The sequence below is a fragment of the Vibrio sp. Makdt genome, from assembly GCF_027587015.1.
In the GTDB taxonomy this organism is placed as follows: domain Bacteria; phylum Pseudomonadota; class Gammaproteobacteria; order Enterobacterales; family Vibrionaceae; genus Vibrio; species Vibrio chagasii_B.
Genome location: NZ_JAPPTH010000002.1, coordinates 183,414 through 199,665, shown reverse-complemented (window position 1 = coordinate 199,665; position 16,252 = coordinate 183,414). Strand labels below are relative to the sequence as shown.

General features: G+C 42.4%; 11 protein-coding genes and 2 pseudogenes. 6 read left to right on the top strand and 7 right to left on the bottom strand.

Annotated features, from left to right (window positions below; all coding sequences use genetic code 11):
• Window positions 1-78: 78 nt before the first annotated feature.
• The 7 genes and pseudogenes from OH460_RS03160 to OH460_RS03135 all read right to left on the bottom strand — a co-directional run bounded on the left by OH460_RS03160 (window position 79) and on the right by OH460_RS03135 (window position 8,329).
• Window positions 79-1,536 carry a phospholipase D family protein gene (locus OH460_RS03160; RefSeq protein WP_269994992.1) on the bottom strand — a complete coding sequence of 486 codons (1,458 nt, stop codon included), beginning with the start codon at window positions 1,534-1,536 and terminating at the stop codon, window positions 79-81.
• 87 nt (window positions 1,537-1,623) lie between these two features.
• Complete coding sequence (locus OH460_RS03155) at window positions 1,624-3,675, bottom strand: carboxylesterase family protein (protein WP_269994991.1); 2,052 nt, start codon at window positions 3,673-3,675, stop codon at window positions 1,624-1,626.
• Between the two features lie 213 nt (window positions 3,676-3,888).
• Complete coding sequence (locus tag OH460_RS03150; RefSeq protein WP_269994989.1) at window positions 3,889-5,550, bottom strand: hypothetical protein; 1,662 nt, start codon at window positions 5,548-5,550, stop codon at window positions 3,889-3,891.
• A gap of 326 nt (window positions 5,551-5,876) precedes the next feature.
• Window positions 5,877-6,410 (bottom strand): annotated as a pseudogene (locus OH460_RS27400) (FUSC family protein); the annotation flags it as partial.
• A gap of 122 nt (window positions 6,411-6,532) precedes the next feature.
• Window positions 6,533-7,232: pseudogene (locus OH460_RS27395) on the bottom strand (FUSC family protein); the annotation flags it as partial.
• Window positions 7,233-7,245: 13 nt separating this feature from the next.
• Entirely contained in the window at window positions 7,246-8,106 is an 861-nt protein-coding gene (locus tag OH460_RS03140) for an HlyD family secretion protein (protein WP_050633309.1), read from the bottom strand.
• A gap of 10 nt (window positions 8,107-8,116) precedes the next feature.
• Complete coding sequence (locus OH460_RS03135; RefSeq protein ID WP_050648674.1) at window positions 8,117-8,329, bottom strand: DUF1656 domain-containing protein; 213 nt, start codon at window positions 8,327-8,329, stop codon at window positions 8,117-8,119.
• A gap of 472 nt (window positions 8,330-8,801) precedes the next feature.
• Here OH460_RS03135 and aspT point away from each other — a divergent pair, with 472 nt between their 5' ends.
• From aspT to OH460_RS03105, 6 genes are all read left to right on the top strand, one after another.
• Window positions 8,802-10,517 (top strand): aspartate-alanine antiporter, encoded by a 1,716-nt coding sequence (gene aspT, locus OH460_RS03130; protein WP_269994981.1) that lies wholly within the window; start codon window positions 8,802-8,804, stop codon window positions 10,515-10,517.
• Between the two features lie 154 nt (window positions 10,518-10,671).
• Complete coding sequence (locus OH460_RS03125; protein ID WP_050633312.1) at window positions 10,672-12,270, top strand: bifunctional aspartate transaminase/aspartate 4-decarboxylase; 1,599 nt, start codon at window positions 10,672-10,674, stop codon at window positions 12,268-12,270.
• Window positions 12,271-12,476: 206 nt separating this feature from the next.
• Window positions 12,477-13,334: a pyridoxal kinase PdxY gene (pdxY, locus tag OH460_RS03120; protein ID WP_269994977.1), complete on the top strand. Its 858-nt coding sequence runs from the start codon at window positions 12,477-12,479 to the stop codon at window positions 13,332-13,334.
• A 212-nt stretch (window positions 13,335-13,546) separates the two neighbouring features.
• Entirely contained in the window at window positions 13,547-14,719 is a 1,173-nt protein-coding gene (locus OH460_RS03115) for a patatin-like phospholipase family protein (protein ID WP_269994975.1), read from the top strand.
• A gap of 17 nt (window positions 14,720-14,736) precedes the next feature.
• The gene (locus tag OH460_RS03110; protein WP_269994973.1) at window positions 14,737-15,162 is read left to right on the top strand and encodes a hypothetical protein; all 426 of its coding nucleotides are present in this window, start codon (window positions 14,737-14,739) and stop codon (window positions 15,160-15,162) included.
• A 158-nt stretch (window positions 15,163-15,320) separates the two neighbouring features.
• Window positions 15,321-16,235, top strand: a complete 915-nt coding sequence (locus OH460_RS03105; protein ID WP_269994971.1) for a LysR family transcriptional regulator — start codon at window positions 15,321-15,323, stop codon at window positions 16,233-16,235.
• The last annotated feature ends 17 nt before the right edge of the window (window positions 16,236-16,252 follow it).

The window sequence follows — 16,252 nt, the reverse complement described above, 5'->3', positions numbered from 1 at the left end:
TTTGGGTGAGTGACAGATTAATACGAATCACAAGCAAATAACTTTATCATGCGTCTAAAGCAGCCTCGGTGATTAAGCTCAAAGTTCAAACTCACCATTCATTTTTCGAAACAACCAATCCGGTAGCTTGTTCCATGAACTGTAGTCAGGGTTCTTAGCATGTTTCTTTTCTCCTGAAGCCCATATCGTTTCTCCTGATTGCTCACGTGATACAGTCCAGAATAACTCCTCTTTCTGATGTGTTAAGTAGTGTATCACTTGCTCCGCAAACTCTTCACTTTCAATTAAGACACCAAACTCAATGTTAAGGAAGTCCGATCTCGGGTCGAAATTCGATGAACCAATATACGTGACACGTTCGTCTAAAATGACTGTCTTATTGTGATAGTAAGTATCAACATGAAAATAATGGTCGTCGTTTATCGCATCAGCTTTGTATTCTAAAATATCAACCCCTTTGTCCAACAAAGTTTGACGATGTTGTTCGTAGTAGGCGGGTATAAACCCAGAGTCATTCGACGCCGAAGAGTTTGTGATTAATGTTACTTGAGCTTGTTGTTCGGTCAATGCATCAATAAACACAAACTGCTGGTCACTTGGTACCACGTAGGGGGTTGAAATCACCGCTTCTGATGGTGACGCCACCTTCTGTTTCATCAAGTGTTCAATACGTTGGCGAAAGTAGGGCTTGTTGTCATTGAGTTTCTCCAGTGAGTCAAATACCGGCGTGACAGAGGCTGAAATGAACTTCGGCTGATTTAAGTTCTTTACCTGCCTTTCGATTTCAGATGTGATCAACGCTGTATTCTTCTCGTATTTGTTCAACGCTTTAGTGAACGCTTGGTATTGCTCTTTCTCTCTGATTTTAATGCGTTCTTGAATTGGCACTACATGCTCACTGTTCCACAACGCTTGGTAATTTTGGTCGAATGCAGCGATCACATCGCCTTTAAACAGCACATCCATATCAAAGAAGTTGGCACTTTCACTGTAACCAAAGTAGTCATCACCGATATTGCGCCCACCGAGGATCATCGATTGGTGATCAACGTTAAAGTATTTCTCATGCAGTCGATTATCTAACTGTTTTTGATGAGTAGAGAAGTTAAACGCACGTCCTATCCAGCCAGCTTTGCGTGACTCAAAAGGGTTGAACAGTCTAATCTCAATATTGGGGTGTGAGTCTAGCTCTGCCAACCATTTGTCATTGAATACCAATAAGTCGTCCAGTGTGAGTCGCACGGCCACATCGCGATCAGCGGCCTGTTTTAGCTCGTTTAACAGCATCAAACCCAGAGTGTCGTTTTCCCAAGAGAAGTAAGTCATATCAATCGAGTGTTGTGCTTGGCGAACCAGATCAATGCGGCGAGCAAAGGCTTCTGGCGCAGTCGGGATCAGGTACACTTCGGCTTGATGTTCTGTGCTTTGCCAGTTTACCTCAAAGTCAGGTTCAACATCGGGGTAAGGTTGGGCACATCCTGCGAGCAAGGCCATGAAAAACATGGCAGATAAAGTACGTAGGTTATTATTTAGCATAGGAATTCTCATGGAATTGGGGCCAATAAAAAGGCCAGCAAGCTGGCCGTTTGTCGCAGTGAATCGTCAATCTATATCAAATACAGACTATTCAGGCATATAGCTCAATAGGATGTTGAGCTCTTCCAGACCCGTTAGGCGACCTTCGCTCAGGTTTTCATCAATACCTTGGTTATGCGTTTTGTCCCAGTTCGGAGCAGAAAGCGCCATGCCATCAGCATCAATCACTAGCACTTGGTCTTGACTCGCAACATATTGATTCGCATCTGAGAACAATGTTCCGTTAAACCATGAACGAGAGACTTCATTCATCAGCTGCTTGTCACTTGAATCAGGAGAAAGCTCCGTTCCATCCATTCTTATCGCTTTGTTAAAGACCAATGGCAGTTCTGAGCCACCGCAAGCATCTGAAACACAGCTCAATGACTTTAAGAAGTCACCTAAGTCATCAGGTAAACCGTTCGAGATTCCATAGCCCCACACATTGAAGCTTGTTTTGTAATCGAAGTAGTAAAGTGCTGTATTTTCTTTACTTTCTGCCGCTTTCTTACGTGCTGGGCCTGCGAACAAGGTATCGTTCATGATCGTACGATATTTGCCCATGTTACCTATCGCATCAACAAGCTCTGTTTCAAGCTCTGGCTTGAAGTCACGTAATGCCATCAACTGACTTGCGGTAGTATTGTTGGTTCCATAGAACAATGTCGTTACGGCTTGGTACGCAGTTAATGACATTGTATTCACTAGCTCTTCTAGCTCAAGTTGCTTCGACAAATCAGCACTCTTTGCAAGTTCGTTGAGACGTGAAGTTACCTTCGCTTGGTTGTCATCACTTGCTAGCCATTCACTCATTCTCTGAGCTGTTAATTCGGATTCATCATCAGCAAAGCACTGCAACTCATCACAAATAATGGCAATTAGAGAGGTTAGGTTTGGCAGCATGCTCATCGTGTTTGACTCTTCTGCATTGAAGCCAATGACTGTGGGAACCACAAAATCGCTTGCTACTGGTTGTTGTTGCCCGTAACCCTCTTCACATTGTGTACTAGGAATCCCAAAGACTGGCTCTTTTAGTTGTGAACATTCTAAATATGGAGCGTATGGCATCAATGTTGACATTGGTGTGCTATTGGAATTAGTAAGGGCTGAAGCGGTAACCCATGAAATCACTTTATTAAGTGGATCCAGTGTATCTGCTTGTTTTGCGACTATTTCGTCATACTCAGCATCATCTAAACCATCAGATAGGAGGGGACGTGCTGAATTGTAGCTATTAAACTCATAACCATAAGGCATGCTTTGCATAATGGCGCGATTGAAATGAATGTCTTCTTCTTCTGGATTTTGGTTCGACGCTTTTTGTTGCAATAAAGCAATCGACATAGCACCAGAGCCTTGACCCATTAGCGTCACATTGCCCGGAGCACCACCAAATTCATAAATGTTTTTATTAACCCATTCAAGTAGGGTTTCTTGGTCGCCAATGCCGTAGTTACCATTTACATCTACGCCTTTTACCCAACGCGTTCCGAATAGTCCCAAGCGGTAGTTAAACGTAACCATAATAAACGGGTTACCTTCATCTGCGCCTTGTGCCACAACAGTGTCACCATGAATCATCGGGTTCGCGCCAGTACCGTATTCAAAATCACCACCGTGAATGAACACATAAACGGGCAATTCGTCTTGCTCAGTCGTGCCGACTGGACGCCAGATGTTGAGGTTTAGGCAGTCTTGGCTTTGTTCAAGTTCAAGCTCTGAACCGAAGTCTGTCGATCTAGCTTGCGTACAAGCATCACCAAAGTCGGTGGCATCGACTATACCTTCTGAATTCATAACCTCAGTTAGTTTTACCGGGGTACTGTGCGTAAAATGCTCTGGTTCGTTCGCAAACTTAATGCCTTTAAAAGACTCAACAGAAGCCAGTTTGTCGTCTTCGGTATTAGACGTAATAACCAGCTCTTCTTTGGTCGCAGTAACCATCACATCGCCGATTTGAGTGGTAAAGGTTTCTGCAGGTGCTGGAATTAAAGGTTCAGGTTTATCAGGGAAAGTAACCGTTGGTTGGCTATCGTCGCCACAACCTATAAGGGCAGTAGCAATAGACAATGCGATAAGTGAGCGGTATGCAATATTCATATTTAATTTTCCACAATAATATTCGGTATAGTTACGATCAAACGCACTTGTATCGACAATCCTGCAGTTCCATTGGGTATTGCGCTCCATCTATGGAGCATCGACATGGCATATATTTGAGTTGTCATCTTTCTGGACAACTGAGCTTCGGAGGCTCGTATGAAAATATCGCTCTAACGAATCTATATTCAAAATAGAGCTATGGTTTGACCGTTAGAATCGGTAGCCAAGGTTCAATGTCACAGCAGAGCGAGTTTCACCTTTGTTGTACAACAGGGTCATGTTGTAGTGCTTGCCAATCTGCTTATTGAATCCTGTTAAGAATGCCCACTGGTTAATGTCGACACCAACGTCGTAATCAAACTCAATATCGTCTGTCTTTACAGTACCTTGCATACGTGAATCTAAACCTTGGTATTCAGCACCAACGAAGAATTGAGCGCGATAATCAACCAATTGGTAGCCTAACATTGGCTGAATCGTGACAATGCCGTCACCCCAATCATCCATCCCTTTCAGACGGGTTTGTGAATAGGTACCCGTCACTGAGGCAAAGAATTCTTTGTAACCAACAGATAATGTTGTACCCGCACCGCGTAAGTCATATTCGAGGTGCAGTGGTACATTTAAACGCCCACTGTTACACAGTGCTGATACGGCCTCGCACAGTTTGTCGCCTAAACCAGGTAATTTGTTATTGAGTTTATCTTGTAGATATTCTCCCGCAGCGCCGGTGTAAGAGGCATCAACATTCGCGTCAACGTTTACCTTTCCTACATATCCGAATACATTCCAAAACGGCAGAATATTCACATCGCCACGTATTGAAAGACTTTCGGCTTTAACCGTTGCAACACTATCTTCAGGGTCGAACAGGTCATTCAAGCGCACACCGCCAATCACGTAATCGGTCATAGGAAGGTTCATGTCTTGATTGCGATAAGCAACTGAAACACCGAATGGAAGTGGCATATCAATACCTTTCCGACGCACCATATCGCCCATTAGAGGGAAGATTCGGTCTAGCTTTACGCTTGCTTCCAACATTCGAGGATCGGACACTTCTTGAAGCTTCGCTTCGTTGAGCACCTGTACGCCGTTATCGTCTTCATAAAATGCGACCGGTTCGATTATGCTCGTCATTTTCATTGGCTTGTTCTTGGTTGTACCAGCCACTTCAGTTGTTTTATTTGCGATGACTAACTTGCCCGATGGCAAAGTGTGGAACTCAATCTCTTGTTGATAGGTTTCGACTTTGTATACATGGTGTTTAAACGGCTTGTCATTGCTGATCAGCATACGTTTTGGTTCACCATCGACTAACTCAATGTCGACATTCAAAAATCGGAAATACGCGATGTCTTGCGGCAGTCCATACTTCGAATAGTCAAAGCTTATGATTACTTTGTTGTCGTCGATTTCTTTCACGCGAACCGAAGAAGAATCAAAGCTTTCTGCATAGTCACGTAAGCGATATTCAGTACGTGTAAACGCTTCAATTTCTTCGAGAACATCTTCGTTTTCATCCAACTCTTCAAGGGCGTACTTGATGCGCAGGTCGATGTTTCCTTTGCTGTCTGTGTTTTTTATCAGATAGACGCTTGAGTCACGAACCTCATCGCCAATTTGTATGGTTCGATGCGCGTGTTCAACCAAATGTTCGCCTTGAACAAGAGAGCTGATTGCAAGTTTTGGTAAATCATGACTAATCCCATATTTATCAAATAGGGCACGGCCTTGCTCCATAGATTCACTGTAAGTAGTGGCTTCATCTGTCGCTGAAGCGTAAAAAGGGGTTGTAACTAATAGAGCGCTCGTTAAGACAGAAAGGGGATAGTGCTTACAGGCGCTTTTGCTTAATTCAAAAAAACTCATGACGGTTTCCACGCTGAGTAGCCTCAAACCTTCGAGACTCAAACAGAGAATGTTGTACTGAACTTCGTGTGCAGTTTGTAATGTATTTACCCAAGAGAATTAACTATGTGAATATTTATCTTGGTTATGCATCGCTTCAATCAATGAGAGGATTTTAAAATGAGAGGGGGAAAGTCGTTAATCGCGTTTGATGGATGCTATCCTCACTTCGTGAAATGTAAATTTAACTATTTGTTTCTATTGTTTTTAACTAGATAAAAAAACGGTCCGCGAAGTAAAAATACTTGGCAGACCGTTTTGTTGTGAGTTGTTAAGCGCATTTAGTTTTAAGCAATTACCCTCACTCTAAATAGATCAGTAAACAACTTCGCTATCATCAGAATAATCAAAATGTTTACGAGCATCAAAAGTGGCGTTTCAATTCCATAAACAGGTGTGAGGTTGAGTGCACCAGACGTGAGAACAACCAGCAAGTTAATACCCAATATTCGGTGTACCATGAGTTTTGGTGTGTTGAATATTTTCCAAATCACGACAATATTGACGAAATAAAATAGGGCAAGCTCCCATAGCTCCGTCATCAAGGGCATAACAAAAATGTACTGCAACAAAATAACGGTGCCTGTACCTAACACACCGAAAAAAGCATCTTTGATTATGCTAGGAGGCATCGTTGGCACCATAGAAGCAAATACGCCCGCAATCATAGGGAAAATAAAGCCACCAGGTACCGGTAGATAAATCCAAATCAGTAAAGAGGTGACGAACATCAACACGCCCTGAAGTACCTTTCGAGCATCTTCATTCAAGTGTTGTACAAATGTACGGTGTTCATGGTGCCATGAGACCTCTTTGTTCAATTCCATGCCTAAAAGATCGTCCCCGATTAAAGAATCGCTTGGTGTGGATACACTAAAGCTCTCGATGTTTACAAGGACCGAAGACCAATTTGTTGTATCTTGATTTTCGCCTGATGCATGCTGTAACAGCTTGTCTTGTAGGTGAGCCATCTCATCGATGCGAAGTCGCCAGTGTTGGATGTTTTCTTTTAGGTGATAGCTGCCAGTCAAAGGAAGTTCAGCCAACTGAAAAAGCTTGTCTATGTTGGCAGTATTACTTTCTAAGTCTTCTACATTAATGGCACCTGTTTCTTTCATAGCACGGATGAGCATGGCTTTACTGTTCTCGAAACGCTCTAAGAACTGTTGTTCAGTGTTAACTGGCCAAATCAAACGATAGACGACAGAAAAGGTCACAATGCCAAGTACAGTTTCTTGTATCCGTAGTACGGCAAAATGGAAGGTCACTTGACTATCAAATCCACCCATACAAGAAATAATTGAACAGACCGCGAAACCAATTGAAAACACATAACCATACTTCTCATCACTAGACATGAAAATGCAGGTGCCTAAGAACACGGTAAAAAATGTTAGAAACAAAAATCGATCTTGTGAAAACATCGCAATGAGGAAAAAGGCATAACCGGTCCCTAACAAGGTTCCCATTAACCGGTTATGACCTTTGTTTATAGAGTGAGCAAAGCTCTCATTCAATGCCATCACTGCAACCGCAATCGCTGCCCAATATGGCTTCTCCCATCCCAACCATAAGGCCAGGCATATAGAAATAACGATAGAAAGCGCGGCTTTGATCGCTGCTTTAGTCGATGCAGTGAGCATAAATATCACCTAACTATTTGATTATTTTGATCGAGGCAGTCATGCCAACACGCAGTTGTAAATCTTCTGGTCTTTCGTCTAACGTCACTTTTATAGGAATGCGTTGAGCTAGGCGTATCCATTGGAAGTTTGGATTCACATTTGGCAATAAGTCATTGCCTGTGCTCCCATCTTGCTTGGCGATACCAAAACCAATACTTTTGATATGTCCTTTTAGTTGAACATTGTTATGCATCATCAGTGTCACATAGGCAGTGTCTTGAACGTCGACTCCAACTAAGTCTGTCTCTTTGAAATAACCTTCAATCCAAAAGCTATCCTCATCAATTAACGCGACAACGGGCGTGTTTGCGACTACTTGTGAACCTTCACGTAGGCTTAGATTAGTAATATAACCATTAGTTGGCGCATACACCTTTGTATACTCAAGATTCAGTTGTGCTTCTTCGACGTTTGCTTTAGCCAGTTGAACGTTCGCAGAGGAAGTCTCAACCGCATTACTGAGGTTGTTTAGCGTTAAAACTGGAATCGCTCCTGGCGTTCTTTTTTCTAAGTTCAGTGCGCGTTGCTCTTCATTCTTTGCTTTTGCAAGTAATGCTAAGGCTTGTTTTTGAGAGGCTAGGGCCTTGTGATAGGTCGCTTGGTAAAGGCTTGGGTCGATTTCGAACAGAATATCGCCTTTGGACACTTGAGAGTTATCATCAATATGAACTTTGGTTACTTGGCCTGTGACACGTGGTGTTATAGAGACAATATAAGCACTCACCTGGCCGTCTCTAGTCCAAGGGTTGCTTGAATAAGATTGGTAATAACCATAAATGACAGAGCCAGCGGCTGAGAATAATAGAAGTGTAATGAGATAACGTTTTATCACAGGAATTGCCTCAAAAAATGGTAATGAATTGGCCGATGATGCCAGTAAAAATGACGATTAGGCTTAACTCAGCTAATGCAGGAAGCGCGACATATTTATGAAGCCCTAGTCTGGTTGCAATTGAGCCGGTTAAGATCGTCAACACGTAAGCCAATGCGACAACCAGTAATAGCGGTGGAAAGTAAACCTCTCCCCATACAAGCTCATGCGGCATGGTATTCATGGTTTTGTTCTCTATTTGTTTGATGAATGTAACGATAGCGGAGTTACATTTATTGTGATAATCGCTTATGGAGGATCGGATCCATCAAAAATCCGTCCTAACTTGGTGACTATGCTAAGCACGCCTTTGTTTAGTGCCTTAAGCCAGTAGAAAAAGGAAAGGTAGGTTTAAGCTTTGGGTGGGAAAACACTTAATTGAAATTGAATTCGAAAATTATCAACTTTTTCTATTTTAATCTAATTCCATTAAAAACAATGACTTCAGATGTGAATTGTACTTCAAGAACGCGCCAAACCGTTAAAGTGATGATTTGATCCATCAAATGAGATTACATAATAAAGCCTTTTGTTCTTAATATTCGGTTCGAAGCAACGAGATGCTTTATTTATTTTGAATAATCCAACAAATATCATTATTAAGTTATTCGTTAGATTATTTACTCCTTATATTTAGTAACAAGAGTAAATTTGTCATGGACATTATTTCTAATCTGTTTGACATGGCACCATTTGTCGCACTATTTATTACACTCTCATTGGGTTATATGGTTGGTAAAATTACTATCGGCCGATTTGTTTTAGGCGGTGTAGCCGGAACATTATTAATGGGCGTAATTATTGGGCAATTTGGTGTTCAGATTGATCCCGGCGTAAAAAGTATTTTCTTTGCGCTCTTTATTTATGCTGTTGGTTATCAAGGCGGCGCACAATTCTTTAAAGCGCTTAACTTTAGAACCATCAACATACTGTTGTCTGCGGTTGTTATGACGGTTTCAGGCTTATTGTGTGTACTTGCTGCTGCTTGGTTATTTGACCTAGACAGAGGTACTGCTGCGGGCCTAGCGGCTGGTGGTTTAACTCAGTCTGCGATCATTGGTACTGCAGGCGATGCGATCGCACGTTTGGGTGGTGTGTCTGAAGAAGCCAAACACTTGATGCAAACTAACGTTGCTGTTGGTTACGCTGTAACATACATCTTTGGTTCATTAGGTCCAATCTTGATGGTGACTTGGGTATTCCCAACACTGATGAAGTGGGATATCCGATCGGAAGCTATCGCACTAGAGGAAAAAAACTCCAACGGTAAACGCGATTTAGCAGATGGCGAATTTAACGCAGTTACCGCTTTAGTGACACGTGCTTTTAAAGTAACTAATGACGACAAACTGGTTGGAAAAACTCTAGCGCAATTGAATCAATCATCACTTGCTGCGTGTATCGAACTTATTGATCGCGACGGAAAAGAGCTGAATGCAGACAAGTTCACAGCACTTAAAGCGGGCGATCTTGTTGTGGTTACCGGTCGTAGAAATGCGGTTCATGAGTTACAGGGCAAGGCTCAAAGCAATGAAGTAGCATTACCGGAAAGCTATGAAGTTATTGAAGAAAATCGTCAACTTATCGCTGATAACCGCAAGCTGATTGGTCGTTCTTTAAGAGAAATTAAAGACAGCTCAAACGAACGTTCATTCCGTGGCGTGTATGTGACTGATTACATCCGTGAAGGTACTTCAGTCGCCATTACTGATGATCTGATTGTTCAGAAAAACGACGTTATTCAATTAACAGGCACCGCTCAAGACATCAACCGAGTTGAAAAACACATCGGTAAGCGCATGGGTTCAGCAACCATGACTGATTTCATCGTACTGGGTTTCGGTATGGTTCTGGGTCTACTTATCGGCTTAATCAGTTTTAAGATTGCAGGTATTCCCGTAACGATTGGTTCTGGTGCAGGTTGTTTGATCTCTGGCCTGCTTGTTGGCTGGTTACGTAGCCGAAACCCACATGTGGCTCAGTTCCCAGCGGGAGCAGCAAACTTCATTCGTGATTTTGGTTTAGCAGCGTTTGTTGGCATTGTTGGCCTAGAAGCCGGCCCTCAAGCAGTTGACACTATTAAAGAACACGGCATGTCACTTCTGTTTTTGGGTATGGCGGTCACCATCATTCCACAGATTATTTCGTTCTTCTTCTCGTACTTTGTATTGAAGATTAAGAACCCAGTAGAAGCTTTAGGTTGTGTAACCGGTGGTCGAAGTGCAAACCCAGCGTTCGCTGCATTGATGGAAAAAACAGGCAATGCAACGCCAGTATTCTCTTTCACTGTAACTTACGCCGTAGCCAACGTGTTACTGACTCTATGGGGCCCAATTATCGTCGGGATCATTACTGTTAATGCTGGTATGTAATTAAAACCACAAACTCGTTATAAGTTAAATAACCAGAAATATTTAAATTTATTAAAAGTCCTAGTCAATTATCTCATTGGATAGGGCTGAATAACCACACTTAAGTAAAACGAATTAATAATTATAGTTTTCAAGATTTAATTAGGTAAATATTATGACTACACAAAATACAAATATCGACTTTTCAAAATTCGCTGATTTAAGCCCATTTGAATTAAAAGACAAACTAATTGAAGTTGCTCAAGCAGTGCCAGACCGCGCTTTATTAGATGCAGGTCGTGGTAATCCAAATTTCCTAGCAACATTGCCACGTAAAGCATTTATTCGCTTGGGTGAATTCGCAGTAATGGAAGCGGAGCGCACGTATTCATATTTGGATGGTAGCTTTGGTGGCATTCCAGATGGTGTAGGTATTGTTGAGCGTTTTGATTCTTACGCAAACAACAATCAGCAGAACCCAGGTGTTCAATTCATTGAAAAAGCTCTGAGCTACGCAAAAGATCGCTTAGGTATCGAAAAGCAAGTGTTCTTGAATGAACTAGTGAACGCGTACTTAGCGTGTAACTACCCAGTACCGCCACGCATGCTGACGAATATCGAAAGTGTTGTAAAACAATACATTGCAGAAGAGATGTACGGCCCTATGCCAATGACGACGGATTTCGATCTGTTTGCGACAGAAGGTGGTACGGCATCAATGACGTACACGTTCCAAACCATGTTTAACAACGGTCTACTGAAGAAAGGCGATAAGGTTGCGTTAATCACACCAATCTTCACACCTTACTTAGAAATCCCTGAGCTTTCAGAATACGAGCTAGAGATTGTAGAGCTTCGTTTAGATGAAACAACATGGCAGCTACCTATGTCTGAAATCGAGAAGCTTGAAGACAAAGACATTAAACTGCTGTGTGTGGTGAACCCAGCGAACCCGGCATCAGTGAAGTTCTCTGATGAGACTCTGAATAACCTGTCAGACTTCGTCAACACACAACGTAGTGATTTGTTCATTATCACAGATGATGTTTACGGCACATTCGCAGACGATTTTGTTTCTCTGTTTGCCAAACTTCCATACAACACGCTTTGTGTTTACTCATTCTCTAAGTACTTCGGTGCGACAGGCTGGCGCCTTGGCTCAATTGCGATTCAGCACAACAACGTGTTCGATGATGCAATGCGCAGCCTACCAGAATCACGTCAACTGGAACTGGATGATCGTTACAAAACGCTAGACCCAGAACCGCGTGGTATTAAGTTCATTGACCGCATCGTTGCAGACAGCCGCAGTGTTGCACTAAACCACACTGCTGGTCTTTCACTACCACAACAAGTTCAAATGGCGCTGTTCTCGTTGAACTGCCTAATGGATTCAGAGCAAAACTACAAAGAATCGTGCAAACGCATTATTCGCGAACGTTACAAAACTCTGTACAAAAACATGGGTATCGAAATTGAAGAAAACAAAGATCGTGTGGACTACTACACATTGCTTGAGCTCGACACTTTGGGTGGCAAATTGTACGGCCCAGCTTTCGTTGAATGGTTCAAAGCGAACGAGAAGGGCAAAGACTTCCTGTTCCGACTTGCACACGAAACTGGCGTTATCTTGCTTCCAGGAAAAGGCTTCGATGTAGTACACGCATCTGTTCGTGTATCACTAGCTAACCTGACTCACCATGAGTACGAACTGATTGGCCGCGCAACTCGCAAGGTGTTGGACGAGCACTTCGCCGAATTTCAAGGCGCATAAGTTCAAGTGAGGCTTAGAATCGAATACATGATTTTAAGCCGATAACGTCCAAATCGTTAAGAATAAGCCTCGGCGATGTCGAGGCTATTCCGACCAAATAAGCACAGTGGTTAGACCGATAAAAATGCCTGTCTTGATGTTCCGTTGTGTTTATTTAGTCGTCTTATCCAAGTATTCAAATCCATTTCAAACTGAAAGAGCGACGCATGAAAAGCATTATTTCTATTCAATCTCACGTGGTTTATGGGCATGCAGGAAACAGTTCTGTGGTTTTTCCAATCCAAAGAATGGGACTCGATGTGTGGCCAATCCACACTGTTCAGTTCTCTAATCACACTCAATATCAACAAGGTTGGACTGGGCAAACATTCGGCTCAGATGATATCAGAAACTTGATTCGAGGCTTAGACAACATCAACGTACTGAAAGACTGTGGTGCGATCCTATCGGGTTATCAGGGAAGTGCAGACCAATGTAAAGCAGTTGCCGAGTCGGTGAATCTAGTTAAAGAAAAGAACCACAGTGCGCTCTATGTCTGTGACCCTGTAATGGGTGACCCAGATAAAGGTTGTATCGTTGAGGTTGGCGTTAAAACCGCCATTACCAAACACTTGCTGCCTATTGCCGATGTCATCGTGCCAAACCAATTTGAACTAAGTGAATTGACCGGCATTAAAATCCTCTCCCTTTATGACGCGGTTACAGCTTGTAAGAAAGCATTGGAGCTTGGGCCAAAGATGGTGCTTGTGAAGCATCTTCACTCATTACCCGATGACGCATTCAGTATGATCCTGGCAACGAAAAAGGCATGTTATTTAGCCCAACGACCGAACATTGAATTTACTCAACAACCGGTTGGTGTCGGTGACCTTATCTCTGGCCTTTTTACAGCAGGGTTAATAAAGAGAATGTCTCCCGTTGCTGCATTCCGACATGCCAATAACGCGGTTTATGGTGTGTTGGAGCTAACTAAAAGTTATGGCACTTGGGAGCTACAAACGATCAATGCACAATATGAATTTGTAGAGCCTATCCACGATTTCAACGTGGTCAAAATCGGGTAGAGCGTTTAACTCCGATAGTGGTGAGGGTGTACCAATTCGATGGGTAGCGTCCTACAAACGAGATTACGAACTAAGCCTAAACTTAGCTATATTACCGCCAGAAAGAGACGGACTTCACTTTATCCCTATTTATTAACTTCTCTGTTTATAGCTTTTCTTTTTATTAAACAGAATCTCTGAATCATTTTAGAGAACATTAAATGAGCCTAATTATGAACCGTCTAATTTCCTCGGGTTTTACCGTTGCTTTGTCATTACTTGTAGTGGCATGTAGCTCACCCCACACGTTGGATGTACGCGTACACAAAGACAATTACAAAGAAGTGGTTGTAGAAGAAGCGATATCAGTAAAAGAGCCATTGCGTATTTGGGCGAGTGAGAACCCAGACTTCTTATACTCTCCAACCGCTCAAACGACGCCAATTAGCGTGTCAGGTGAGCAACTGAATATCTTAGCTTTGTCAGGAGGCGGCGCGAACGGAGCCTTTGGAGCCGGTATCTTGATAGGGCTGGAAGAATCTGACCAATTGAAAGACTACTCAATAGTGACTGGCATCAGTGCAGGAGCGCTAATGGCACCATTTGTATTCATCGGCGGAGATGCATTTCCGAAGATGAAGGAGGTGATGTTAAACATTAATGACAAATCAGTGCTTGGCAAAAAGAACTTTTTGAACACCGTGTTTAAAGATGCTTTTACTGACGGTAAAAACTTGAATCAATTTATCGCTCAGGCGTTCCCTGAACCGATGATCGAGCAAATTGCTGCGCGACACCGCAGCGGTAAGCGTTTGTTTATTGGTAGCACGCACTTTGATTCTGGAGAGCTTGTCATTTGGAATGTGGGTGCAATTGCAAATAGTGACATGCCAGATAAGTCTGAACTTATATATAAGGTTTTAGCAGCAAGTGCTTCCATTCCTGGAGTCTTCCCACCGCAGTTTATCAATGTGGAATATGAGGGTAAAAGTTATGAAGAACTTCACGTCGATGGTGGTTTAGCCGCTCAAGTATTTTTCAATCCATCTAACTTCGACTATCAGCAGATATCAGATGCTCTTGGGTTAGAAAAACCACCACAGCTCGATGTTATTCGAAATGGAGCACTGAAAGCGCCGTACCACTCGCTGAGAGATAAGGGTCTAGATTTAGTAGCAAAGAGCGTATCAAGCCTGACTCTTGCACAAACGCGTGGTGACTTATATCGAATGAAATACATCAGTGAAATCAACAACATTGATATGCAATTTACTTACATCGAGCACGATTTTGGTTACGCCAAACGAACCAAAGACATGTTTGATGAACACTACTTATTAACCATATACGAATATGGTTATCACAAAGCAACTCAGGGTAAACCTTGGGTAACAGAATTACCTTAATTTAGGGATATTGTAAAATGAATAAAACAGCTTTAACGCTACTTATCATGGCAACGTCTAGCGCTGCCATGGCACAAAATGTGACCTCAATGGAACAGCAAAAAGTCGATAACGACATGCTACAACTGGCCGACGTTCAACAAGAAGCGGCGTTGTTCATGGTTGAAGAAAATTCAGACTACGTGGCGATTGACTACATTGGTAAGTGGGTTGACGTGAACAATTACGTCACACACAAAGAAGCCAAAGAACGCCAGCTTCAAAAGACCACCAAGAAATACATCTACTCGCAAACAGGTGAAACTTTAGAATCCATCGAGCAGCGAATTGCTGAGCATATTCAAGTGGACCAACCTAGATATTTTAGTGTCGATGTTTACCGTAATTACCACGGTGATTCAGGCGACTTTAACTATTTGGCTCGAGTTATCGAGTACATTTAAGTTATTCGTTTAACATCAATGATAAAACCTACTGGCTTAAGTAGGTTTTTTTGTTTCAAATCGACGAATTATTTTCACTAATACTATTCTGACAAAGTAGATATTTCGTCAACCTGTGATAATTTAAATAGATAACGATTAAAAGTAAGCACAACAAAATGAATTTCAGCATTGAACAACTTCTCGCGTTCGTTACCGTTTATGACCAGCTTTCCTTCAGCAAAGCCGCCGTTAAACTCAATAAACACAGAACAACAATCGGGCAGGTGATCACTAACCTTGAAGACCAGCTCGCAGTAAACCTTTTTGAAAGAATAGGTCGCTCGGTAGAGCCCACAGAAGACGGGCATCTTCTTTACCATTATGCCAAGCAAACCATTGAGCAAGCTCGTACCTTCGACAAGGTAGCGTTGAGCCTCTCTTATGGTGGATTAGAAAACATCACAATCGCGTATTCGAGCGTGATTCCTCAGCGTGTCCTTGTCGATATTCGAAAGCAACTCAAACGTGACTTCCCAATGATGCGAGTCAACTTTCTGGTTCGTAACAAGAAAGCGATCAAGCAAGGGATACAGGATGGTGAGTACCACTTTGGTTTGGTGAATGTTCATGATAGCCGCGCGATGCACAGTTTAGACGCAACTTTTTTAGGACATATTGAGTTCTATCCGTTCGTACAAAAAGGTGGTGAATTTAGCAACCTAGACAAAGAAGATGTGCTTGTAGCTTTAAGAAACTCTAAACAGTTTGTGTTGAGAGCCCTAATCGAAGAAGGGATGTCGGAAAAAATAATCGTAAGCTCAGACCACGAAGAGATTGACCAACTTGCGTTGATGATCAAAATGGTTGAAAAAGGCTTGGGTTGGGCACTTTTACCTAAATCATTTTTCTCTGACCCAGAATTTTCTCAACATGAAATTGAACCTATTCAAGCTGCTGAGTTATTTGAAGGGTTCAAATTTGGTTTCGCCCTGTGGTGCCCTCATTCGAAACAGGTCAGTGATATCAAGGGCTCTTTGACTTCAGTGATTTCAGAATACCGAGAGCGTTTAATCAGCAACTATCGGCTGTAGCTTTTGGTCTATTGCAA

What these genes read in the sequence shown, in the direction of transcription:
- aspT (WP_269994981.1), top strand. Translation starts at nt 8,802, where the DNA reads ATGGACATTATTTCTAATCTGTTTGACATGGCACCATTTGTCGCACTA.
- OH460_RS03105 (WP_269994971.1), top strand. Translation starts at nt 15,321, where the DNA reads ATGAATTTCAGCATTGAACAACTTCTCGCGTTCGTTACCGTTTATGAC.
- OH460_RS03110 (WP_269994973.1), top strand. Translation starts at nt 14,737, where the DNA reads ATGAATAAAACAGCTTTAACGCTACTTATCATGGCAACGTCTAGCGCT.
- OH460_RS03135 (WP_050648674.1), bottom strand. Translation starts at nt 8,329, where the DNA reads ATGAATACCATGCCGCATGAGCTTGTATGGGGAGAGGTTTACTTTCCA.
- OH460_RS03115 (WP_269994975.1), top strand. Translation starts at nt 13,547, where the DNA reads ATGAACCGTCTAATTTCCTCGGGTTTTACCGTTGCTTTGTCATTACTT.
- pdxY (WP_269994977.1), top strand. Translation starts at nt 12,477, where the DNA reads ATGAAAAGCATTATTTCTATTCAATCTCACGTGGTTTATGGGCATGCA.
- OH460_RS03150 (WP_269994989.1), bottom strand. Translation starts at nt 5,550, where the DNA reads ATGAGTTTTTTTGAATTAAGCAAAAGCGCCTGTAAGCACTATCCCCTT.
- OH460_RS03155 (WP_269994991.1), bottom strand. Translation starts at nt 3,675, where the DNA reads ATGAATATTGCATACCGCTCACTTATCGCATTGTCTATTGCTACTGCC.
- OH460_RS03125 (WP_050633312.1), top strand. Translation starts at nt 10,672, where the DNA reads ATGACTACACAAAATACAAATATCGACTTTTCAAAATTCGCTGATTTA.
- OH460_RS03160 (WP_269994992.1), bottom strand. Translation starts at nt 1,536, where the DNA reads ATGCTAAATAATAACCTACGTACTTTATCTGCCATGTTTTTCATGGCC.